General features: G+C 56.5%; 19 protein-coding genes and 1 pseudogene. 12 read left to right on the plus strand and 8 right to left on the minus strand.

What is annotated here, in order from left to right; all coding sequences use genetic code 11:
* Positions 1-7: 7 nt before the first annotated feature.
* On the plus strand, positions 8-1,735 hold the full coding sequence (locus FQB27_RS09960) for an ABC transporter ATP-binding protein (RefSeq protein ID WP_169560865.1): 1,728 nt from the start codon (positions 8-10) through the stop codon (positions 1,733-1,735).
* Between the two features lie 73 nt (positions 1,736-1,808).
* Here FQB27_RS09960 and FQB27_RS09965 read toward each other — a convergent pair whose 3' ends face one another.
* Complete coding sequence (locus FQB27_RS09965) at positions 1,809-2,891, minus strand: M14 family metallopeptidase (protein ID WP_169560866.1); 1,083 nt, start codon at positions 2,889-2,891, stop codon at positions 1,809-1,811.
* Positions 2,892-3,068: 177 nt separating this feature from the next.
* On the opposite strand from FQB27_RS09965, the gene FQB27_RS09970 reads away from it, so the two are divergent.
* A complete protein-coding gene (locus FQB27_RS09970) occupies positions 3,069-4,076 on the plus strand; it encodes a glutathione S-transferase family protein (protein ID WP_169560867.1) in 1,008 nt (335 codons plus the stop codon).
* Positions 4,077-4,105: 29 nt separating this feature from the next.
* Here the strand turns inward: FQB27_RS09970 and FQB27_RS09975 are convergent, their stop codons facing one another.
* Complete coding sequence (locus FQB27_RS09975; protein ID WP_169560868.1) at positions 4,106-6,313, minus strand: PAS domain S-box protein; 2,208 nt, start codon at positions 6,311-6,313, stop codon at positions 4,106-4,108.
* 246 nt (positions 6,314-6,559) lie between these two features.
* Here FQB27_RS09975 and FQB27_RS09980 point away from each other — a divergent pair, with 246 nt between their 5' ends.
* Positions 6,560-7,582 (plus strand): YeiH family protein, encoded by a 1,023-nt coding sequence (locus FQB27_RS09980; RefSeq protein WP_169560869.1) that lies wholly within the window; start codon positions 6,560-6,562, stop codon positions 7,580-7,582.
* A gap of 64 nt (positions 7,583-7,646) precedes the next feature.
* Here the strand turns inward: FQB27_RS09980 and FQB27_RS09985 are convergent, their stop codons facing one another.
* From FQB27_RS09985 to FQB27_RS09995, 3 genes are all read right to left on the minus strand, one after another.
* The gene (locus tag FQB27_RS09985) at positions 7,647-9,014 is read right to left on the minus strand and encodes a TRAP transporter large permease (RefSeq protein WP_169560870.1); all 1,368 of its coding nucleotides are present in this window, start codon (positions 9,012-9,014) and stop codon (positions 7,647-7,649) included.
* On the minus strand, positions 9,011-9,619 hold the full coding sequence (locus tag FQB27_RS09990) for a TRAP transporter small permease subunit (RefSeq protein ID WP_169560871.1): 609 nt from the start codon (positions 9,617-9,619) through the stop codon (positions 9,011-9,013). Before FQB27_RS09990 ends, FQB27_RS09985 begins: the two co-directional genes overlap by 4 nt.
* 110 nt (positions 9,620-9,729) lie before the next feature.
* Positions 9,730-10,791, minus strand: coding sequence for a TRAP transporter substrate-binding protein (locus tag FQB27_RS09995; protein WP_169560872.1), 1,062 nt, complete (start codon positions 10,789-10,791; stop codon positions 9,730-9,732).
* Between the two features lie 473 nt (positions 10,792-11,264).
* Here FQB27_RS09995 and sugE point away from each other — a divergent pair, with 473 nt between their 5' ends.
* The 4 genes from sugE (at position 11,265) to FQB27_RS10015 (ending at position 14,844) form a co-directional block, all read left to right on the plus strand.
* A complete protein-coding gene (gene sugE / locus FQB27_RS10000; RefSeq protein ID WP_169560927.1) occupies positions 11,265-11,582 on the plus strand; it encodes a quaternary ammonium compound efflux SMR transporter SugE in 318 nt (105 codons plus the stop codon).
* A 177-nt stretch (positions 11,583-11,759) separates the two neighbouring features.
* Complete coding sequence (locus FQB27_RS10005) at positions 11,760-12,794, plus strand: META domain-containing protein (protein ID WP_169560873.1); 1,035 nt, start codon at positions 11,760-11,762, stop codon at positions 12,792-12,794.
* Positions 12,795-13,046: 252 nt separating this feature from the next.
* Positions 13,047-13,919 (plus strand): 5'-nucleotidase, lipoprotein e(P4) family, encoded by an 873-nt coding sequence (locus FQB27_RS10010; RefSeq protein WP_169560874.1) that lies wholly within the window; start codon positions 13,047-13,049, stop codon positions 13,917-13,919.
* Between the two features lie 289 nt (positions 13,920-14,208).
* Positions 14,209-14,844: a CGNR zinc finger domain-containing protein gene (locus FQB27_RS10015; protein ID WP_169560875.1), complete on the plus strand. Its 636-nt coding sequence runs from the start codon at positions 14,209-14,211 to the stop codon at positions 14,842-14,844.
* Positions 14,845-14,892: 48 nt separating this feature from the next.
* Here the strand turns inward: FQB27_RS10015 and FQB27_RS10020 are convergent, their stop codons facing one another.
* A complete protein-coding gene (locus FQB27_RS10020) occupies positions 14,893-16,404 on the minus strand; it encodes a malonate--CoA ligase (RefSeq protein WP_169560876.1) in 1,512 nt (503 codons plus the stop codon).
* A 29-nt stretch (positions 16,405-16,433) separates the two neighbouring features.
* Positions 16,434-17,102 carry a GntR family transcriptional regulator gene (locus FQB27_RS10025; RefSeq protein ID WP_169560877.1) on the minus strand — a complete coding sequence of 223 codons (669 nt, stop codon included), beginning with the start codon at positions 17,100-17,102 and terminating at the stop codon, positions 16,434-16,436.
* Between the two features lie 215 nt (positions 17,103-17,317).
* On the opposite strand from FQB27_RS10025, the pseudogene FQB27_RS10030 reads away from it, so the two are divergent.
* Positions 17,318-17,618: pseudogene (locus FQB27_RS10030) on the plus strand (TRAP transporter large permease subunit); the annotation flags it as partial.
* Positions 17,619-17,625: 7 nt separating this feature from the next.
* Positions 17,626-18,942, plus strand: coding sequence for a malonyl-CoA decarboxylase (locus tag FQB27_RS10035; protein ID WP_169560878.1), 1,317 nt, complete (start codon positions 17,626-17,628; stop codon positions 18,940-18,942).
* Here the strand turns inward: FQB27_RS10035 and FQB27_RS10040 are convergent.
* Positions 18,939-19,817, minus strand: coding sequence for a LysR family transcriptional regulator (locus tag FQB27_RS10040; RefSeq protein ID WP_169560879.1), 879 nt, complete (start codon positions 19,815-19,817; stop codon positions 18,939-18,941). The genes FQB27_RS10035 and FQB27_RS10040 overlap by 4 nt on opposite strands.
* Before the next feature lie 99 nt (positions 19,818-19,916).
* On the opposite strand from FQB27_RS10040, the gene tmpA reads away from it, so the two are divergent.
* The 3 genes from tmpA (at position 19,917) to FQB27_RS10055 (ending at position 22,176) form a co-directional block, all read left to right on the plus strand.
* Positions 19,917-21,104: a 2-trimethylaminoethylphosphonate dioxygenase gene (tmpA, locus tag FQB27_RS10045; RefSeq protein ID WP_169560880.1), complete on the plus strand. Its 1,188-nt coding sequence runs from the start codon at positions 19,917-19,919 to the stop codon at positions 21,102-21,104.
* Positions 21,101-21,703, plus strand: coding sequence for an HD domain-containing protein (locus FQB27_RS10050; RefSeq protein ID WP_169560881.1), 603 nt, complete (start codon positions 21,101-21,103; stop codon positions 21,701-21,703). The genes tmpA and FQB27_RS10050 overlap by 4 nt, the downstream gene beginning before the upstream one ends.
* Positions 21,704-21,816: 113 nt before the next feature.
* On the plus strand, positions 21,817-22,176 hold the full coding sequence (locus FQB27_RS10055) for a group I truncated hemoglobin (RefSeq protein WP_169560882.1): 360 nt from the start codon (positions 21,817-21,819) through the stop codon (positions 22,174-22,176).
* The last annotated feature ends 1 nt before the right edge of the window (position 22,177 follow it).

The raw sequence follows: 22,177 nt of genomic DNA on the forward strand, positions 1-22,177 counted from the left end.
GGACAGGATGGATCTGCTTAGTATCAAAAATCTTGAAATTGAATTTCCAAGTCGGCGCGGCACGGTCGTGGCGGTCAATGATGTCAACCTGACCGTTCAACCGGGCGAGGTTCTCGGGGTTGTGGGCGAGTCCGGTGCGGGTAAATCCACCATCGGCAACGCCGTGATCGGCCTGCTGGAGCCTCCCGGACGGATGTCCGGCGGCGAGGTTTACCTGAAAGGGGAACAGATCAACAATCTGTCCTCCGAGGAAAAACGGAAAATCCGCGGCCGTCGTATCGGCATGATTTTCCAGGACCCGCTGACCTCTCTTGATCCGCTTCAGACAGTGGAACAGCAACTGGTTGAAACCATCGAGTTGCACCTCAAGCTGGGGGAAGCCAAGGCCAAGGAGCGGGCGATTGACCTGCTGCATCAGGTGGGTATTCCCAATCCTGAACTGCGGGTGAAGCATTACCCGCATCAGTTCTCCGGCGGGATGCGTCAGCGCGTGGTGATTGCTTTGGCCCTTTGTGCCGAGCCGGAAGTCATCATCGCGGACGAGCCGACCACGGCACTTGACGTTTCCATTCAGGCCCAGATTCTGGAACTGATGCGCAAGCTGTGTCAGGAAAAACAGGTCGGGATGCTGATCATTACCCACGATATGGGGGTTATTGCCGATATTACGGACCGCGTGGCCGTCATGTATCGGGGCAATCTGGTCGAGGAAGGGACCACCCAGAAAATTCTGGGCAATCCTGACCATCCTTATACCAAGAGCCTGATCAGTGCTGTACCGCGCCCGGACATTCGTCTGAAACGCTTCCCGATGGTCGATTACATCGAGAAAGAGGAAGACCGCAAGAAGCTGCTGGATATCTCAACCCACTGGTTGGGACAGGCCCGTGACTTTGATGCGGTTGAAGGACCCCTGGTCGAGGTCGAAGACCTTGTCATGACCTTTGTCACCAAGCCGGCTTTCCTGAAGAAGAACCGCCAGACCTTTAATGCGGTCAACGGCGTTTCCTTTGAAATCCGTCAGGGTGAGGTGTTCGGCCTTGTGGGGGAAAGCGGTAGCGGTAAATCCACCGTGGCCCGCATGATTTCCGGTCTGTACAAGCCGGCGAAAGGTGCGGTCAAGTTTGGCGGAACCAACTTGACAGAGATCAAGTCTGAAAAGGAACTGGATTATTTCCGGCGCCAGATGCAGATGATCTTCCAGGATCCGTTCTCGTCCCTGAACGGTCGGATGCGTGTTATGGATATCGTGGCGGAGCCGATCCGGTTCCACAAGCTGACATCCAGCAACGCGGAAACCGAAGGCATTGTCATGGACCTGCTGGAACATGTGGGGCTGGGCCGTCAGGCGGCGGTTCGTTTCCCGCATGAATTCTCTGGCGGTCAGCGTCAGCGTATTTCCATTGCCCGCGCTCTGGCAACCCGTCCGCGGTTCCTGATCTGTGACGAGCCGACATCGGCCCTTGACGTGTCCATTCAGGCGCAAATCCTGAACCTGCTGAAGGACTTGCAGGAAGAGCTGGGCCTGACCATGCTGTTCATCAGTCATGACCTGCCGGTTATCCGTCAGATGTGTGACCGTGTGGGGGTGATGAAGATGGGTGAACTTGTCGAGGTTACGGAAACAGAAAAACTGTTCACCGCGCCTGAGGCACCCTATTCACAGGAACTTCTGTCCCTGATGCCGAAGCTGGACAACCTGTCCCAGCAGGGGCTGCAGGTGGAAGGCGCCTGATCAACAGGATGCAAACCGAAATGAAAAAAGGGGCCCTAGGGCCCCTTTTTTTGTGCTGATGACCTAAACCCGGTCAGGAGGCTTCAAGCCCTTTCAGGGCCTTGGTGACGGTTTCATTAGCCCGCTTGCAGACCATTTCCTTCCAGTCGTCCTTGTCGCAATAGAACGCATCACGCACCTGCTTCTTGATGCTGCGACCCAGATCACTGTCCAGATCCCCGTGGATATAGAGCCAGTTGTCCGCCCGAAGCGCGCCCAGAACCTCAAGCACGGGGATGGTGCCATATTCAATGGCAACGCAGGTATGGGTTGCCTTGGGGGAACTTTCGGAAATACCAAAATTGATGCTGCCCTCAACAACCGGGGATGTGGATGTGCCGGCATCCGGCGAAGTGACTTCCCCGTCATACCAGTTCATAGCCCGCTCAACACCGTTCGGGTCCCCCACATAGATCAGTTCGCCAAAGCCATAAGGGCCAAGACCCGTATGCAGGTCCAGAGAGGCCACATGCTCCGCATCGGCGGCATGCTGCTTGACCACGGCGCGCAACGTATCGTTTGACCATGACGGGGCCGTACCGCCATAGAAAACACCATCGGCGTGAACATGCTGACCGCTGGTCACCGCAGACTGGAAGGTGAACAGGTCATGACGGGCAATATAGTCCTGAATGTCCGCTTCTGCCTTCTCCCGTGCCGGTCCGTCCCAGTCGGCGGGAAGAACCATGGGATGGACCTCGCGGTACGCCGCATTGTCGGGCAGGGGCTTGCTGAAGTCGCGGAAGTTCCGGTTCAGGTCGATATTGTCTTCATTGACCCGGCGAACATGGGAAAACCCATACGGGTTGATGGCATGGATGAACAGGACGGCGGTATCCGCAGGCAGGTCGGTGAAATAGCCTTCCCGCAGAAGACCAATCTGAATGCCGGACCCGCAAAAGCCTTCGCCGCCATGGGTGGCGGAACTGATGATCAGGATTTTACGGGCGGATTGGGGGCCGATCCGGGCCACGTCCATAAAAAGGTCTTCGCCTTCCGCCCCCTTGGCACGGTCATTGAGATGGCTTTCAACGTCCAGATTCCGGTCCGCGCAGGCGTCAAGAAACTTGGTGCGGGCTTCGGAATAGGTCGCTGAGAAGTGCCGGGATACTGTCATGGGATCGTCCTTTACATGATGTACAGTAAATGTCTGGAGTTATTTTGTATCCTATTTGGCAGGGCGGGGGACAACTCTTTTTGAACAGAAGGCCAATCGCCGCTATGATCTTTGCAACTCGCCCGAAACAAGGGCAGGGAGGATTGCCAAAATAGAAAAAAGAAGAGGCGTTTCGGTATGCAGGAAGATACGTTCATTTTGTACGGTTCAGAATATTCACCCTTTTCCGTGAAGGTCCGGTCCTACCTTCGGTACAAGGGGATTCCCCATGTCTGGCGACCGCGAACACGGGATAACATGGCGGAATTTCAGGCCCATGCCAAGCTGCCCCTGATACCGCTGCTGCTGCGCCCTGACGGGACCGCCATGCAGGACAGCACGCCGATGATCGAAAAGCTGGAAGCGGAGTTTCCGTCCCCCTCAATCCTGCCGGACGAGGCGGTAAGCGTCTTCATGTCGGCATTGATCGAGGAATATGCAGACGAATGGGGCAACAAGCCCATGTTCCATTACCGCTGGTGGCGGGATGAAGACCAGATTGCGATCTCTGGTGCACTGGCGGCGGCGTCCAATCCGTCGGGAAGCGAGGCGGAGAATAAGGCCTTCGCCCAGTCATTGCGGGAGCGGATGGTGCCGCGCCTGAGCTTTGTCGGCTCAAGCGAGCAGAACCGGGAGACGATTGAGCAGTCGCTGGAGGATCTGCTGGGTTTGCTGGAGGTCCATTTGAAGGGCCGGCCTTACCTGTTCGGGGGGCGTCCGGCGCTGGCTGATTTCGGATTGTTCGGGCAGCTTTATGGATGCACGCAACAGCCGACAACCATTGCAATCCTGAAGGATTATCCGCTTGTTTCCGCGTGGATTGACCGCATGGTTGATCCCGCCGCGGAAGGGGCGTTCGAGCCATGGGCCGATTTGGCAGGGACGCTTGTCCCGCTGATCCGGGATCAGGTCGGGGGCCTGTATATGCCGTGGGCGGTGGCCAACAGTCAGGCCCTGATGCAGGAGGCGCCGACCTTCACGGTTTCCTTGAGGGGATGTGATTTTACGCAGGACACCATGAAATATACCGGCAGGTCGTTCATGGCGCTGCGCAAGCGTTATCAGGATGCGGGGGATAACGGCCTGCTGGAGGAAGCCCTGATCAAGGCGGACTGCCTCAAGCCGCTGGTTTCAGAATACTGGTAAGACGGGCCTTCGTTCCTTGTCCTGATCCGTCAGTGACCAATGGCCTCGCGGATTTTCTCGGCAAGCTCTTTTTTACGGAACGGCTTGTTCAGAAGCATGGAAGACTCGCCGAGATCGGAATGTGAATCGAGGGCATTCTGGGTATAGCCGGACATGAAAAGAACACTCAGGTTCGGCTTGCTCTCCCGCGCTTTTCTGGCTACCTCCGGGCCCCGCATACCGCCCGGCAGGACCACATCGGACAGCAGCAGGTCGATCTGCTGAACCGTTTCGATGACCTCAAGGGCGGATTGCCCGTCATGGGCCTGCACCACGTTATAGCCAAGGCTTTTAAGCTGAAGGACCGTCAATTCCCGCACATCCGGGTCGTCCTCAAGGACAAGAATGGTTTCATTGCCGGTCTTGGGGGATTGCGCTTCCATTTCTGCTACCTGTTCTTTCTTTTCTTCCTTCGTGCGGGGAAGATATAGTTTGACGGTGGTGCCCATTCCCTGTTCGCTGTAAATGGTCACATGGCCGCCGGACTGTTTGACAAAGCCGTAGATCATGCTGAGCCCAAGGCCCGTTCCCTCGCCAACAGGCTTGGTTGTGAAGAAGGGCTCGAAAACCCGGTCAAGGATGTCCCGTGTCATGCCGATCCCGTCGTCGGAAACGGAAATCGTGACATATTCGCCGGGCACGATTTCTTCCTGAAACTGGTTTTCTTCTCCGTCTATAACGACGTTCGATATCTCGATGGACAGGACACCTGCGCCCTTGTTCGTGGCGGTAATGGCATCGCGGGAGTTGATGGCCAGATTGAGGATCACGTTTTCCAGTTGTCCCTGATCGACCTCGCAGCTCCAGAGGTCCGGTCCATAGGTGGTCTTGATGGAAATATTCTCGCCCAGAACCCTTTTCAGCATGTCGGCCATGTTGTCGACAAGGTCTTCCACATGGGTGACCGTGGGGGACAGCATCTGCTTGCGCGAGAAGGCCAGCAGGCGGCTGGTAAGTTCGGCGCCCCGTGTGGCCGCGCTGATCAGGGTTTTCAGGAAGGACTGCGCCGGGGAATCGGCGGGCAGGTCTTCCTCCAGCAGTTCCGCATTGCCAAGCACCACGGCCAGCAGGTTGTTGAAGTCATGGGCGACGCCGCCTGTGAGTTCGCCCACGGCCCGCATTTTTTCTGACTGGCGCAGTTGTTCCTCGCTTTTCGCAAGGGCCACTTCCGAGGCCTTCCGATCGGAGATATCCTCCATGCTGATCCCGATAAAGCGCAGGCCCTCCCGCTCCAGCAGGTGATAACTGACCTGAACGGGGATAAGATGGCCGTCCTTGTGGATGACCTCTTTTTCAAAGGGAGGGGTGGGGCTTTTCTTGCGCAGGTGGCGCATCTGCTCCACCTCTTCATCATGGAGGGAACTGGGCGTCAGGTCCCACAAGGTCATCTGGCGGATTTCATCGGCGGTATATCCCACAATTCTGGCGTAGGCGGGGTTCACGTCCACAAACTGCCCATCCACATGATTGAGGGCGAGGCCAATGGGGGATTGCTCGAACAGCATCCGGTTATATTGCTCGCTTTCCCGAAGGGCGTAGAACGAGCTTTCGATATTGGTTCGCATCAGATTGATGGCCGAGACCACATCATCCAGTTCGTCCTTGGAGGCACCGCTTTGCTTCCGTTGCAGTTTCAGTGGCGGCTGGTTGCTTTCCAGCTTGATGTTGCGGGCATAGTTGGACAGGGTCAGCAGGTGCCGGGAAATCTGGTACTGGAAGACAATCAGGAAAAAGCCCGCGATCAGGAAAATCACCACCGCATTGCTGGCCAGATTGATCAGGGCGCGGGATTTCAGGCTGTCAAAAACCTCGTTCAGGCCAGCAACGACTTTCAGGGTGCCAAGGTGAAATGTGTGCCCGTTGTTATCCAGTTTCAGGGGAAATTCAGCCTGCAGTGTTTTTTCAGAACGGACCACGCCGGACAGCCATTTGGTTTGCTCGCTGTCGGCAATGGAGACATACTCGATATTGTCCGTATTTATCAGGCTGTCCAGGTGAAGCTGTATCTGCTCCTCGTCCAGAACCCATACATTATGGGTCAGGTTTGGAAGGCGGGTTTCCCGAATATCCTCGAAACCGGCTTCTATCTCGTCGAGATTTTCCTGATAGTCGATATAGAGCTGAAGGGCCGTACTCAGGAGCGTTACAATAAAGCTAAACGCTGCGATGGATAGAATCAGCCTTCGGGCAACCGTCATTCGGATTTCCTGTTATTTCCGCTATTTGTAATGCTATCGCCGACAATAATGTCAGATACCATATATTTGTACTTTTTTTTGTTTAAATTACTGTTGAAATTATGCGCGGGAACAGAAGATCGTCGCGGCGATGGTTCTTCACCAAGAAGAGAGAGGCCGGCGTTGCGGATGGATCGGCACTTGTGATAGTTAGATGTTCTGTTTGACTTAAAACAATTTAGGTATCTTGTGGGAGGGATGCCCGATATGGAAGAAAACTCCGCCAAACCGGTGGCAGCCTTTGCCGACTGGTTGAAATCCGTCTTTCCGGGCGTCCTTGTGTGCCTGACCATTGCCATGGCATCCACATTCCTGAGTGACCATTACGGTGGCCCGGTTATGCTGTTTGCCCTGTTGCTGGGCATGGCGTTTCATTTCCTGTCTCAGGAAGGGCAATGTGTTAAGGGAATTGAGCTGGCCTCGAAATCGATCCTGCGCATTGGTGTAGCCCTGCTGGGGGTTCGCATCACCATTGACCAGATCGCCGGGCTTGGCGGGTATACCATCATGGGGGTTCTGCTGGCCATTGCCGCGACCATCCTGTTTGGCTGGGTTGCCGCGCACATGTTGGGCCTGAAGCGGGCGCAAGGGTTGCTGTCCGGCGGGGCGGTGGCCATTTGCGGGGCCTCTGCTGCGTTGGCCCTGTCGGCGGTGATGCCCAAAAACAAACATTCCGAGAATAATACCATTGTCACGGTTGTTGCGGTGACCACCCTCAGTACGGTGGCCATGGTGATCTATCCCCTGATCACGCAGGAACTGGGGATGTCGACCGTTGATAGCGGGATTTTCCTGGGCGGTACCATTCATGATGTGGCGCAGGTGGTCGGCGCGGGATACAGCATTTCCGACGAGACCGGGGATATCAGTACCGTGGTGAAATTGCTGCGGGTGACGGCCCTTGTTCCTGTGGTGCTGGTCTTTTCCCTGCTGTACAGCGCCAGAAACGCGCAGGACAATGGCGGCTCCAAAAAGGGGCTTCTGCCGCCGCTGTTTCTTGTGGTCTTCATCGGCTTTGTGATCCTGAACAGTTTCGGCTTTCTGCCGACCGTGGCAACGGATCACCTGACCGATATTTCCCGCGCCTGTCTGGTGACGGCGATTGCCGGACTGGGGATGAAGACATCGCTGAAGGATGTGGCCAAGGTGGGATGGCCGATTGTTATTCTGGTGGTGTCGGAAACCGTCTTTATTGCCCTGTTCATTCTGGGCGTGATCAGCTTCCTGTAGGAGTGTTGAAGGCCTGCCTGACCGCTCCGGTTCGGAAGCGGGCAGGCAGTCGGTGCATTTTCCGTCAGTTCAGAAGTTTTCCCGGCAGCCACATGGCGATGGCGGGAAAGGCCATGACCATCCCAAGTCCCACAAGCTGCAGCAGCACAAAGGGGATGATGCCGCGATAGATCTGGTTGATCTTGACCTCGGGCGGGGCGACCCCCTTCATATAGAACAGGGCAAACCCGAACGGCGGTGTCAGGAAAGAGGTTTGCAGGTTGACGGCCATCAGGATCGCGAACCAGTAAACCACATCCATCTTTGCCACATGATCCCCGAAATCAAGGCTGGTGATGATCGGGGCGAAGACGGGCAGCACGATCAGGGTTATTTCGATCCAGTCGAAGAAGAAGCCCAGAAAGAACACCACAATCATCAGGACCAGCAGGATGCCCCACGGGCCAAACCCGAACTGGAAGATAAAGTCGGTGATCAGTTCTTCCCCGCCAAGGGATCGAAACACATAGGAAAAGGCCGTTGCACCGATAAAGATGAAAAACAGCATCCCGTTGGTAAGGGCGGTTCGCTCAATAACATCCCGCAGCACGGCGAAGGACAGTTTCCTGTTGTAGATCGCCAACAAAATGGCTCCGAAGGCACCAACACCCGCCGCTTCGGTCGGGGTGGCCCACCCGGCAACGATGGACCCAAGGACCATGAAAATCAGGAAAACAGGCGGAATGAACCCCTTCCAGAGCAGCTTCATCAGGTCCTTGAAGGTGTCCGGGCCAAGGGCTTCGGGGAGCGGCGGCGCCAGTTCCGGCTTCAACTTGCAGAGCGTGAAGATATAGATGAAATAAAGGCTGGCCAGCAGCAATCCGGGCAGGACCGCGGCCACAAACAGGGTGCCCACCGAGCGGCTGAGTAGATCGGCCATGATGACCAGCATGATGCTGGGCGGGATCAGGATGCCAAGGGTGCCGGAGGAGGCAATCGTCCCGGTGGCCAGTTCCATATTGTATTTCCGTTCCAGCATCATGGGCAGGGCCATCAGCGAGATCATGACGACGGAGGCGCCGATGATCCCGGTGGTCGCCGCCATGATGGTTCCCATCAGGGTGACAGACAGGGCCAGACCGCCGGGGGTGCGCCGGAACAGGACCTGCAGGCAATGCAGAAGGTCCGTCGCGACACCGCTGCGTTCCAGCATGGTGCCCATGAAGATGAACATGGGAATGGCTACCAGAACCAGGTTGTCGGCAATCCCCCATATCCTTAGTACCAGATTGAAAAACTCGATCTGGGAAAAGACATCGAAATAAATACCGATAAATCCGAAGGCGAGGCCAATGCCACCAAGGACGAAGCCGACCGGATAGCCGCTGAACAGAAAAATGGCCAGAGCCACAAACATGAAGGCGGGCAGGTAATCCTCGATATAAAAGTTCATGATTTCCCCCGCCCGCTATTGTCACTGTTGAAATCGATATCTTTTAACGGAGGCACGGCTTCGGCCGTTTCTTCCCGTGCCATGCGGTCTTTCAGGTCGGGCGGGCCGAACAGTTCAATGAATTTTCGAAGGGTGATCACAATCCCGGCCAGCAGCATGAAAAAGAAACCGATGGGCAGGAAGCTTTTGATTGCCCAGCGATAGGGCAGACCGGTGGCGGAATCGGACATTTCATTGACCGACCACGACCGTTCGATGAAATCGGTGGAAAAGTAGAGAATGATCAGGCAGTAGGGGATCAGGGCAACCAGACAGCCGATAAATTCAATCCAGTTGCGGGTCCGCTCTGAAAACCGTTCGCGAAGAAGGTCAATCCGCACATGGGCGTCCTTTGTATAGGCGAACCCGATACAGAGCAGGAAGATGATGGCGTGAAGATGCCATTCCCCTTCCTGCAGCTTGGTGGACCCGAGAACCAGAAAGCGTCGTGTGACCACGTCGAAGATGATGATGATGATCAGGGGGATTGTGACCCAGGCGCCGACCTTTCCGGCGAAGGTGACAAGCCTGTCCAGAAAGGCTTCAAGTTTAGCCAGAAATAGCATCGGTTATACTCCGTTACCCTGCACAAAGAGTTTGAGATGCCGGTCCATATGGTGACAGGACCGGCATTCCGGGACCGGTGCGGGGACGGGAAATCCCATCCCCGAATGGCTCAGTTCAGGTAACCGAGTTCCTTCCAGACGGCGTAGTCTTTCCGAAAGGCACTATAGGATTCCCAGACCCGCTTGAAGTTGGCATCCCGGGCGGCGTCCTCGGCGGCCACCTCGTTCCACTTTTCTTCCAACGTATCCAGAATTTCCTGTGGCCAGCGGTGAATTTGAACACCCTTTGATTTCAGTTCGATCAGGGCCTTGGCCTGAATGGCTTCACCTTCCGCCAATCCTTCACGGAAACTGTCGCCGCAGGTGATTTCGATCTGGGCCCGCTGCGTGTCGCTGAGGGCATTCCATTTTTCAAGATTGAATAGCACCTCGAAAATGGTCGATTGCTGATGCCAGCCGGGGAAATAATAGTGCTTGGCGATCTGATAAAAACCGAGATTGAGATCAATGGCCGGCATGGAATATTCGGTCGCATCGATGGAGCCGCGCTCCAATGCCGGGAAGATATCGCCGCCCGCGATCAACTGGGTGGAAACCCCGATTTTCTCCATCACCTTGGCACCCAGCCCGAAGAACCGCATTTTCAGGCCCTGCATATCCTCGATGGTTTTGATTTCGTTGCGGAACCAGCCAGAGGCTTCCGGCGCGATAATACCGCAGGGGACGGATTTCAGGCCATGCTTGGCGTAAAGTTCGTCCCAAAGCTGGATGCCGCCTCCGTAATAAATCCAGCCCATATATTCACCGGCGCTGGGGCCGAAGGGAACGGCGGCGAACATGGCCATGGCCGGTTCCTTGCCGTACCAGTATCCGGGGGTGGACCAGCAGGCGTCCACAGACCCCTGACCAACAGCGTCAAAACATTCCTTGGCGGGAATAAGCGCGTTGGGTTCAAAAAACTTGATGCGGATATTGCCGCCTGAAACCCGTTCCAGTTTTACGGTCATGTTCTTGCCAAGCGTCCCAAGCTGGGTGAGGGAACTGGGGAACCAGCTTGCCATTTTCCAGTTGATCCGTTTGTCTTCTGCAGACGCACCGGTCGCTGCCGCGACGGTCAGACCGCATGCAACAGCGGCTGTTGCCAGCTTGCTGCCTAGCCCTTTGAATGTCATGTTTTTCTCCCATTGATATGACGAACAAGACAAGCGTGGAATATCTCCCGCTATTCCGGCACTTGCTGTGGCTTTCGACCTAATCACGAATACATGAGAAGCGACTGATGTATTTAAGAGTGTGTATGAGTTACTTTCGAATGTAAATAAAATACTCAATTAGATAAATATTGTATTTTGTCTGCAAGTCAAAGTGCACAGGTCAAAGGGCTGAAAAAGTCCGTTTTCCTTGACGATATTGCCCCGAAAATGCGTGCGGTTGAAAAGACCCTGAATTGAACACGGCCTGTGATGGAAGACACAGGCTTATGGTCTTGGAATTCCCCCTGATCGGTGCTAACTACAGCCTGAATTCCGGCTTCAGGCGGGACCGGCTGGGGCCGGTCCTTTTCGATGCGGCAGTTTTTATACTGTCTTCCGATACGGATGGTATTTTTATCGGGCTGGGCATGGCTCTGTGGAAAGGAATGAAAATGGCGTGGAAGTTACTGTTTCTTGCAGGGATCTTCGAAGTGGTTTGGGCAATCGGCCTGAAATATACCGATGGGTTTTCCCGTCTCTGGCCCAGTGTGGGAACCATTGCCGCCATGGGGATCAGCTTCTTTTTCCTCAGTGTCTCTCTTAAAACCCTGCCTATCGGGACGGCCTATGCGATCTGGACCGGGATCGGTGCGGTGGGAACCGCCATTCTGGGCATTTTCCTGTTTCAGGAACTGGTGTCCTTCCCGCGGCTGTTCTGCATCGGTTTGATCGTTGCCGGGATTGCGGGCCTGAAACTGACCTCCTCCTGAAGCGTGTCACCTGTCACCTGACACCTGAAGCCTGCTGCCTGACAAGGGCTGCGGGCGTTTTCCGTCTTGTGCTGTCATAAAAACACCATCTTTCTGACGGATGAAAGAGGCTCATTTCTCTTGCCGGGGCCTGCGCCGCAGTGCCATCCGGCTTTTCAGACTAAGGAATAAAGGTTCATGGTAAACCGGAACGGATTGCTTGCCACATTATTGACTGCTGCTGTTGTTGTCGGCTGTACCCCGGCGGGGACGGATCAGGGCGAAAAACCGGGGGCCGTGCTGGCGATCAGTCAGGTGACCGGCGAGGTTGCCTATCGGGAACGGATAGCCCTTGCGCCGTCAAGCCGTGTGGGTGTGTCGCTATACGCGATCTCCCCGGATGGGTCCGAGGCAGAGGTGGCCTCAAACGCATTTTCGACAGAGGGCCGTCAGGTTCCCTTTCCGTTTTCCCTTGATCTGACGACAGAGCAGGGGCAGGCCGTCTCTGGCTATCGGGTCAAGGCCCGGATCGAAGACGCCCACGGGCGGGTCCAGTGGGTCGGTGAAAAGGTTCTGGCTGTCCCATCAGAAGCGGGCAAACTCGATGCTGGCATGGTTATGCTGAAGCGGTCCGTGGTGCGGGATGGTAGCGCGGCCGCAGGCGGGGAGGGGTTCCAGTCCTACCGCTGTGACGGTGCCCTTGTGGATACCCGGATGCAGGGCGACAAACTGGAATTGGTGATGCGCGGCGGGAAATACCTTTTGTCGCAGGAAATCAGTGCTTCCGGTGCGCGGTTCGTCGGGCCGGCCGCTGATGGCGAGGTGGAATTCTGGAGCAAGGGCGATACCGCCACCCTGACCACCGGCAACAAGGCCGGGGCAAGCTGCGCCAAGGTTGCGACCGGACCGCTTGGCGGCGGCGAATGGGTGGTTGAGGATATTGCCTCTGCCGGGGTGATCGACAATTCCCGGGCTACCTTGATGTTCGGGGAAGACGGACGCCTGTCCGGCCGGGCCAGTTGCAACAGTTATTCCACGACCTTCAAACAGGAAGGCAGCCGCATGACGCTGGGGGCGACCGCCACTACCATGATGGCCTGTTTGCCGGCCCTTTCAAATCAGGAAGCCGCCTTCCTCAAGATTCTCGGGGATGTGCAAAATGCCTATATCAACGAGACGGGCGCGCTTGTGCTTGTTGCGTCTTCCGGCAAAACCATGACGGCCCGCCGCTAGGGCCGTTCGCCGCGTTCGGTCCGGGGCAAAGGCCCGAAGACCAAAGGGAACAGCCTGACAGAATTCATCCTGACGTTGCGCATCCGGGGGCCTCTCCGGGTGCGTTTTTGTTTTTTCGCTGTTTCGGGCCGTTAAAAAAACATTTGGTAATATAGGGGTTTTATTCCAACATGATCGGACCCGGTGCGGTTTGGGAGCAGGTTATCTGAAAGGCCGCGACCGGATCATTCTACTCAGGGGAGAGCGAGAGCAATGAAACTTCAAAAAATTGTCCGTAATTCAGCAGCCGGTGTTGTTCTGGCAGGGCTGACTGTTTCCGGTACCATGGCCCATGCCGACAGTACGGGCATGATGACAGCGGAAAGCGACCTTCTCAATGCAACGCTCTGGATGCAGACATCCGTGGAGTTCAAGGCCAATTCCATGGCCGCCTACAAACTGGCCGAGGTGATGCTGGACCGGGCGCTGGCAGACAAATCATGGACGGCGGCACTGGAACAGGACGGGGATTATCAGGGCAAGCCGCCAGCGGTCATTCTGGATGTGGACGAGACCGTTCTGGATAACTCTGTTTACGAGGCATGGCTGATCAAGGCCCGGACCAACTACAGTTCCAAGACCTGGATGCCGTTTGTGGATGATGCGGTTTCCACCCCCATCGCCGGTTCGAAAGAGTTTATTGACTATGCCCGCTCAAAAGGCGTGGAGATTTTCTATGTCTCCAACCGAAAGGCTCCGGGCGAAGAAGGGACCCGCAAGAACCTCAAGGACTACGGGTATTATGTGAATGACAAGGTGGATACGGTTCTGCTGCGCGGCGAGAAAGAGGACTGGGGATCGGAAAAGAGTACCCGCCGGGCCCATGTGGCCAAGGATTACCGGGTGTTGCTGCTGCTGGGGGACAATCTGGGCGACTTTGTGGATATAAAGAACGCGGATCTGGCAGAACGGAACGCGATTCTGGCCCGCTATCAGGAAAACTGGAGCAGCAAGTGGATCACCATTGCCAATCCCATGTATGGATCATGGGAAGGCGCCGCGTTCGGCTTCCAGTGGAAAGCCTCTGACGAGCAGAAGCGCCAGCTTAAAATGAACGCCATGAAATACTGGGCCCCGGCTGAATAACCTGCAGACCCGGACCCGGGCTTGAAAGAACCCCCTGAAGCGCCGGTTTCAGGGGGTGTTTTCATGGCTGAATTCAGGAATTGTTTTGGGGCGTCATTTTTTCGCCAGAAACAGCCTTCATGCTGACCGGTAGTGAACCTTGAAAAGCGATTAAACCGGTTTTTTTATAAAAAAAGGAATAGGGCGCGTTTTAGGGCTGGTTCCTGCATTCGAATTGTTGCAGATTGCAGGGCGACAATCAAAGGCGAACGTCAGGGGCGCCCGGATCAGGTGAATAACGGAGAGAGACGTGGCGAAGCTGAATGCTCTGGCCAAGGCAGGTGTGGTGAATGTTGAGGGGTTCTACACGGTAGGAGGGCGGACCGCGATTGACTTTGCGAATTCGTCCCGCCGGTTTGGCAAGGATGGCGAGGGGTTGGAACGTCTGGAAGAGCTTCTGACCTTCCTCAAGTCCATGGGCCACCTGCATGAGGAAGAAGCCTCCACCTATCACATGTATCAGTTTCAGAACCCTGACCGCTGTGCGGCGGTGATGGCCGATCTTCGCAGTATCCGCTCCCGCTTTATTGCGGTGTTGGGGCAGATGTCCAGTGGCTGGCCCATGGACCCGACCTTTGTGGGGGAACTGAACGAAAAGCTGGAGGGGTTCCGGACCTATCTGTCCCTGACCCCGGCAGAGGGCGGCATGGAACTTTCCACGCGCCTGGCCGATGATGGGCCGGAGCAGCTTATGTATCCGATTATCAAGGATATCGCCGAATTTCTGGCGTCAGAGGATGGCAGCCGCGTGCGCCAATGCGCCAGTGACCATTGCGAGCTGTTCTTTATTAACAATTCCCGGAACGGACGCCGTCGCTGGTGTTCCATGTCCACCTGCGGCAACCGGGCCAAGGTCAACGCCTATCTGAAGCGTCAGGAAGGCTGATTTCCCGGTGGCGGGGACGGCGCCTCAGAGAGAGGCGCCGGTTTTTGGTCAGGCCGAGGCTTCGGCCATTTTCCTCAATTCATTTTTCTGGACCTTGCCCATGGTGTTGCGGGGCAGTTCCTTGATCACAAACACTTCTTTCGGGACCTTGAAGTTGGCCAGCTTGTCCTTCACAAAGGCAATAACGCTGTCCGCGTCCACCGGTATGCTGTTATCCGGCACCACAAAGGCGACGACCGCCTCGCCGAAATCCGGGTGGGGGCGTCCCACAACAGCGCTTTCAAGAACGCCCGGCATTTCATCCAGATAGCTTTCGATTTCCTTGGGGTAAACATTATACCCGCCGGAAATGATCAGGTCCTTGGCGCGGCCGACAATCCGGTAATATCCGTTGGGGTCCTTGACCGTCATGTCGCCGGTAATGAAATACCCGTCCGGCCGGAACTCGGCGGCGGTTTTCTCGGGCATCTGCCAGTATCCCTTGAACACATTGGGGCCCTTGATTTCAAGAATGCCAATTTCGCCGTCGGCCACAAGGGTACCGTCTTCATCGGCAATCCGCACATCATTGTCCAGTGGCATCCCAACTGATCCGGCAATCCGCTCCCCATCATAGGGGTTGGAGGTAATCATGCCCGCCTCGGACATGCCATACCGTTCCAGAATGACATGGCCAGTCCGGGCGGTGAATTCCTTGAAGGTTTCCTCCAGCAGGGGGGCGGAACCTGCCGTGAACAGGCGCATGTTCCGGCATGCCTCGGCACCAAAGGCCGGATTACCAAGAAGCCGCACGTAAAAGGTGGGAACGCCCATGAAAACCGTGGCGCGGGGCAGGTTCTCGATAACGGTGTCCGGGTCAAACTTGTCGAGGAAAATCACCTTGTTGCCTTTCAGGAAGGCGCAGTGCAGGGCGACAAACAAGCCGTGAACATGGAAAATGGGCAGCGCATGTAGCAGCACATCCTGTTCATTGAAGGCCCATGCGGTCACCAGTGATTGGGCATTGCTGGCCAGATTGTTGTGGGTCAGCATGGCGCCCTTGGAACGACCGGTGGTGCCGGAAGTATAGAGAATGGCCGCAAGATCATCCGATGCGCGAATGACGGTCGTGAAGTCTGGTGACTGGCTGGCGGCTTCCTCGGTCAGGGTGCCCTTGCCGCGGTTATCCAGCGTAAAGACACGGGCGACACCGGCCCCCGTGGCAATGGTCTGCACCGAGGCTTCGTCCGCCGGGTCGCATACCACCACGGCCGGGGTCGCATCGTTCAGGAAATAATCCAGTTCCGCCGATTTATAGGCCGTGTTCAGGGGCAGATAGACCAGCCCGGCCCTGAGGCAGGCCAGATACAGAAAAACCGCCTCAACGGTTTTATGGACCTGAACCGCAACCCGGTCGCCCGGCTTGGCGCCCGTGGCAACCAGAAGGTTGGCAAACCGGCCGCTGGTTTGGACAAGCGCCTCAAAATCATAGGCCGTGCCATCCGGCAATTCGAATGCGGCGGCGGACCGGTTGGCGGGGAACTTGCTTTCAAACAGGCAGTAAAGATTCTCGTTTGTCATTGTCTATTATCGTCTTGTGTTGGCTGCGCTCAGGCCGATGCCTGAACATAATGGGGCGGAAGGGTGGAAAGGAAGTCGGTAAACCGTTCTCCCTGAATGGTGACATGGTCGCGGGTCAAGCGTTCAGCCAGATCGGAATTGCCGTCCAGAATGGCCCGAACGATGGCGCCGTGTTCCTCGGATGACTTGATCAGGCGGCCGGGAATGCGGACCTGCAACCGGCGGTGCGGGGACAGGCGGCGCCGAAGTTCCCGCGTTTGTTTTTCAAGATACGCGTTGTGACTGGCCTGATAGATCAGGTTGTGAAGGGTCAGGTTCCCTTCATAATAGTCATCGTATCGATCTGTTCCGACCAATGCGTCGCAGGCCTCAAAGGCGGCTTTCAGGGCCGGGCGTTCTTCGGGGGTGATGCGGCGGGCCGCCAACCGGGCGCAGACGCCTTCAAGATTGGCCATGACCTCGAACATGTTCATCAGGTCGCGGATGCTGATCGTGGCGACGATGGCCCCGCGCCGGGGGCGGATCACCACCAGACCGGCAGCGGCCAGATGGGTCAGGGCCTCACGGACGGGGGTGCGGGACACCCCGAAGCGTTCGGCAAGAAGGGTTTCGTCGAGGCGCGTGCCGGGTTTCAATTCGCCGGTCACGATTTCCTGTTCAAGAACCGGCACAAGTTCGCTGGCACGCGATGTTGTCAAAAGTCCCTCCCTTGATTGAACAGGGGCAGTATATCACCTTTCCTGTGTGCGTGTAATTAATTCTTGTATACAAGAAAACTCGTTTCACATACAATTTCAGGAATAAAAGTATCGGTATTTGGGTCAATGCAACGCAGGGAAGGCATGGCCGCCTCCTGAACTCTTTGAGGGGGCTTGTAATGGGGATGAACGGCCTTTTTTGTTGATCCCGGCTTTTTCTGCCGCCGGGGGGCGTCATTGTCATGACGTCGCCAATTTTGTTACCCATTATTACCAATGCCGGGGTCGATCCCTATTGGTTCGTCGTCTTCCTGACCATACATAGGGAAAGAGGGGGGATGACGCCGCCGCCGGGATTGAACCTTTACGGAATGAACGGGATTGCACCGGAATATCTCTCTTCCGACGATCTTGAAGGGGGCGCTTCCATCCATGCCCTGCGTGGTTTCTGGAAGTGTGGTCCTGTGTGTTTTTCCGGAAATCGCGACATGGTTGCCAACACTGGTTATGGGATAGGAACTTCATGAGACAGACATTCGTATCACAATTGTTCAACTCAATCGCAGATGCGGGCCGGGACCTGCTGGATCGGGGCAACAACAAGCCTCGCAACCAGACCATCGAGGGGCTGTGCCGTGATCTGATGACCCAGAAGGGGGAAGCGTCGGGAATGGCCCTTGCCCGCGAAGTGGTCGAGAGTTGGAAAGGATTGGCGGATGCGGAAAAACTGGCCTATCTGAAGTTTCTTGCCGAGGATTTCTCGGTTGATGACGGCGAGATTGCGAAGGCCGTCGCCGCCTATCAGAAGGAGCCATCGGACACGAGCCTGTCCCGGTTGTCGGCGGTGCTGGAATCCCCGCGTCAGGAATTGATGCGGCGGATCAACTTTGCACCGGGGGGAACTGCGGCCATTGTGGATATGCGGAAATTTTTGGTCTCCGTTCTGCGTGATCACCCTGATCTGGTGAAGGTGGATCAGGATATCCGGCATTTGCTGAGCAGCTGGTTCAATCGCGGCTTTCTGGAACTGGAGCAGATCAACTGGCGCACGCCCGCCAATATTCTTGAAAAGCTCATTGAATATGAGGCGGTGCATGAAATCGACGGGTGGGAAGATTTGCGTCGCCGCTTGGATGACGATCGGCGCTGTTTTGCCTTCTTCCATCCGGCCCTGCCGGACGAGCCGCTGATTTTCGTCGAGGTGGCGCTGGTCAAGGGACTGTCGTCTTCTGTTCAGCCCTTGCTGCACAAGGAGCGGACCAAGCTGGACCCCATGAAGACCGATACGGCGATTTTCTATTCCATCAGCAACTGTCAGGAAGGATTGAAGGGAATCAGTTTCGGCAATTTCCTGATCAAGCAGGTGGTGGCGGAACTGACCGTTGAATTTCCAAACCTGAAACATTTCTCCACCCTGTCGCCCATTCCGGGCTTCATGAAGTGGTTCGCCGGGACCCGCGGGGCGGTTGGGAAACTGTCGGCGGGCAAGGCGACAAAGGTTCGCAAGCTGCTGCAGGAAGACGGCTGGTTCCGGGACGAGGAAAAGGCCGCTTCGGTCAAGGAGCCGCTGGAACATCTGGTGGCCCATTATCTGGTCAATGAAAAGTCCCGAGATCGGCCACTGGACCCGGTATCACGCTTTCACCTTGGCAATGGTGCACGGCTGGAGCGGATCAACTGGCTGGGCGATACGTCCGATAACGGGATCCGGCAGTCTGCCGGGGTGTTAGCCAACTATTACTACAGCCTGAAGGATATCGAGAAGAACCACGAAGCCTACGCCAATGAGCGCAAGGTGGTGGCCTCCTCGGCAATTCATTCGCTGGTCAAGTCAGTTTAACCCCGAACATCCGGGTCACATAGGACCGTAATCAGCGCTTCGTGAATGCGGTCCTGTGGTCGCTTCGCCGGCCATGTCAGCCACGAACCGGCGGTCATGGTCAGTTGCGCCTGTTCCGCGATGGCAAGCCGGCCGTCTTCCAGCAGGGGGCGGACAAGGGGCAGGGACCCCAGCAGAACCCCGGCCCCGGACAGGCAGGCGTTGAGGGCGGCGATAAAACTGTCAAAGCGAAAGGCCGGTGATTTTTGCGGCAGGGTACCACTGATTTCCGCCCATTCGCGCCAGCCATCCCGTGAACCGGTGACCGACAGCACGGGCAATTCCCGCCAGTCTCCTACGCCTTTCAGCAGGGCAGGCAGCGCCACGGGAACCAGTACCTCCTGATAAAGCTGGACCCCGTCACGGTCTGGCCAGTTCCCATCCCCGAAACGGATTTCATAATCGCTTTTGACCACGGAATAATCGACCTGTCGGTGGATCGATGACAGGGACAGCTCCACCTCCGGGCAAAGTGCCGCGAAGGGTTTCAGCCGCCCCGCCACCCACAACGAGGACACCGACGCCGGGGCCATGATGGAGACCTTGCGCCGGGTGCGCCCGAACAGGTCGGTTGTGCCGCGCCGGATCATGGCCAGCGCATTGCTGACCAGACCAAGATAGGCCTCGCCGTCCGGGGTCAGTTCGACGCCCCTTGGCAAGCGGCGGAAAAGCGGGACGCCAAGCCGGTTCTCAAGGGCGTGGATATGCTGGCTGATAGAGGCCTGCGTCAGCCCGATTTCCCGTCCCGCTGCGGTGAAGTTTCCATGCCGGCCTGCGGCCTCAAAGGATTTAAGCCATTCCATGGAGGGCAGTTGGGTCAGCTTCTGTTCACTCATAAGAAAATTCGCCCCTAAGGTCAAAAAAGCATTGTTTGTGAGTATGCCTCGGCCGCCGTAGAAAGCGAACAGGTTATTTTTTACAGGACTTGGAAAGTCATGACTTACGCAGCAGAAATCATCCACGCCGGTACTGCCATCGCCCTTCGTGCCCAAGGGGGGCAGACCGCCCGTTTTCATGCAATCTGGTTGCGGGACAACGCGCCGGAGCCGGAAACCATCGACCCGGCCAACGGTCAGCGTCTGGTCACCCTTGGGGATATCCCGAAAGAGACCATCATCGGGCAGGCCGAGATTTCGGGGGACCAGTTGGTTGTGACTTTCCAGCCCGAGGATAAAACCGTTTCCTTCCCGATCAGTTGGCTGAACCGGCACCGCTATGATCTGGTTCAGGGGCAACGCCGCGATTTTCTGCCGGAAGGGGCGAAAACCTGGGATCAGGGGTTTGCGGGTGATCTTGTTGTCAGCGACTACACCGCCCTTTGCAACGATCGGGCGGCGCTGGGCGACTGGTTGGCGGCGGTCCGGCGGTTCGGCATTGCCAAGGTGACCGGTTGCCCGGTTCGCTCCGGTGCGTTGATGGAGCTTGTGGACCTGTTCGGGTTTGTCCGGGAAACCAACTACGGTAAATGGTTCGAGGTTCGCACCGAGGTCAATCCCAGCAATCTGGCCTTCACCGGACTGGGATTGCAGGGGCATACGGACAACCCGTACCGCGATCCGGTCCCGACACTTCAGGTCCTCTATTGTCTGGAAAATACGGTTGAGGGCGGGGACAGTGTGGTCATCGACGGTTTCCGGGTGGCCGAGCGCCTGAAAGAAGAAAGCCCCGAATTCTTCCATGTCTTGACCCGCTATCCGGCCCGTTTCAAATATGCCGGTTCAACGAAGGTTTGTCTGCAGGCCCGCCGGCCCATGATCGAGGGTACGCCGGACGGCACGTTACAGGCCATTCGCTTTAACAACCGGTCCTGCGCACCGCTGGTGGATATCCCGTTTGAGGAAATGGGGCTATATTACGAAGCCTATCGCCGCTTTTCGGAACTGGTGGATGATCCGGCCATGGCCGTTTCCTTTAAGCTGGAGCCGGGAGAATGCTTTATTGTGGACAATACCCGCGTCCTTCATGCCCGAAACAGTTATTCCAGCACCGGATCTCGCTGGTTCCAGGGATGCTATGCGGATAAGGACGGGTTGCTGTCCACCTTGACGGTGATCGAGGCCGAACAGGCCGCCGGTGAAGCAGGCGAGGGTATGAAACTCGCCGCTGCGGGGGGCCGGTCATGACAATCACAGCCACATCAAAACCCGCCCTGAACGCAGAAACAATCGTCCCGTTCATCGGGGATATTTTCAAACGGCGCGGTGCGGATTCCTATCTGGGGGAGCAGGTCACCATGTCGGAGCATATGCTTCAGGCCGCCCAGCTTGCGGAAAAACTGGGGGCGTCGGATGAGGCCATTGCCGCCGCCTTGCTGCATGACATCGGTCATTATACCAGCGAGTTTCCGGCAGATGCCATCGCGGCGGGGCAGGATAATTTCCATGAACAGGCGGGGGCTGATTTGTTGGCCGCTTTCTTTCCGGCGGCGGTGACCGACTGTATTCGTCACCATGTGGCAGCGAAACGGTATCTTTGCGCCGTCAATCCTGACTATTTCAACCAGTTGTCAGAGGCATCGGTCCAGACCCTCCGCTTGCAGGGCGGCCCCATGTCCGAGGACGAGGCGGCGGCCTTCGCGAAACTGCCGAACCTCGACCTGATCCTGCAGGTTCGATACTGGGATGATGCGGCCAAGATGAAAAACAAGAAAACACCGGATTTTGACTATTACGCACCGGTTCTTCAGCGGCTGGTAGAGGCGCATGAGGCGTCCCGCGCCTGACAGGAACATTTTTAAGGCCTTCTTTTGTGAAAGGACCGCCCTAATCTTAATGGTTGACTGCACCCATTGTGTTTTGATCATCAATTTCATGCACCAACCGGGAACCTTACAGAATGGTTCAACGAACATTGTTCGAAAAATATGGCGGTTTTTCTTCTGTCAGCAGGGTTGTCCTCAGCTTTTATGACACCCTGCTGGACAGTGACGATGTGGGCCCGTTCTTTGATGATGTGGATATGGGGCGTCTGGTGGATCACCAGACCAAGTTCATCGCCTCTCTTCTGGGCGGGCCGTCTTCCTATACGGACGAGCAACTGAAGCAGATTCATGCGGGTCTGAATATTCGGGACACCCATTTTGACGAGATGAAGGCCGTCCTGTGCCAGACATTGCTGGATCACGGCTTTACCGAGGGGGATGTGGAGGTGGTTGCCGCCGCTCTTGAAATCCGCCGCAAACTGATCGTGGAATAGG

The sequence above is a fragment of the Sneathiella chinensis genome, from assembly GCF_012720115.1.
Taxonomy (GTDB): Bacteria; Pseudomonadota; Alphaproteobacteria; order Sneathiellales; family Sneathiellaceae; genus Sneathiella; species Sneathiella chinensis.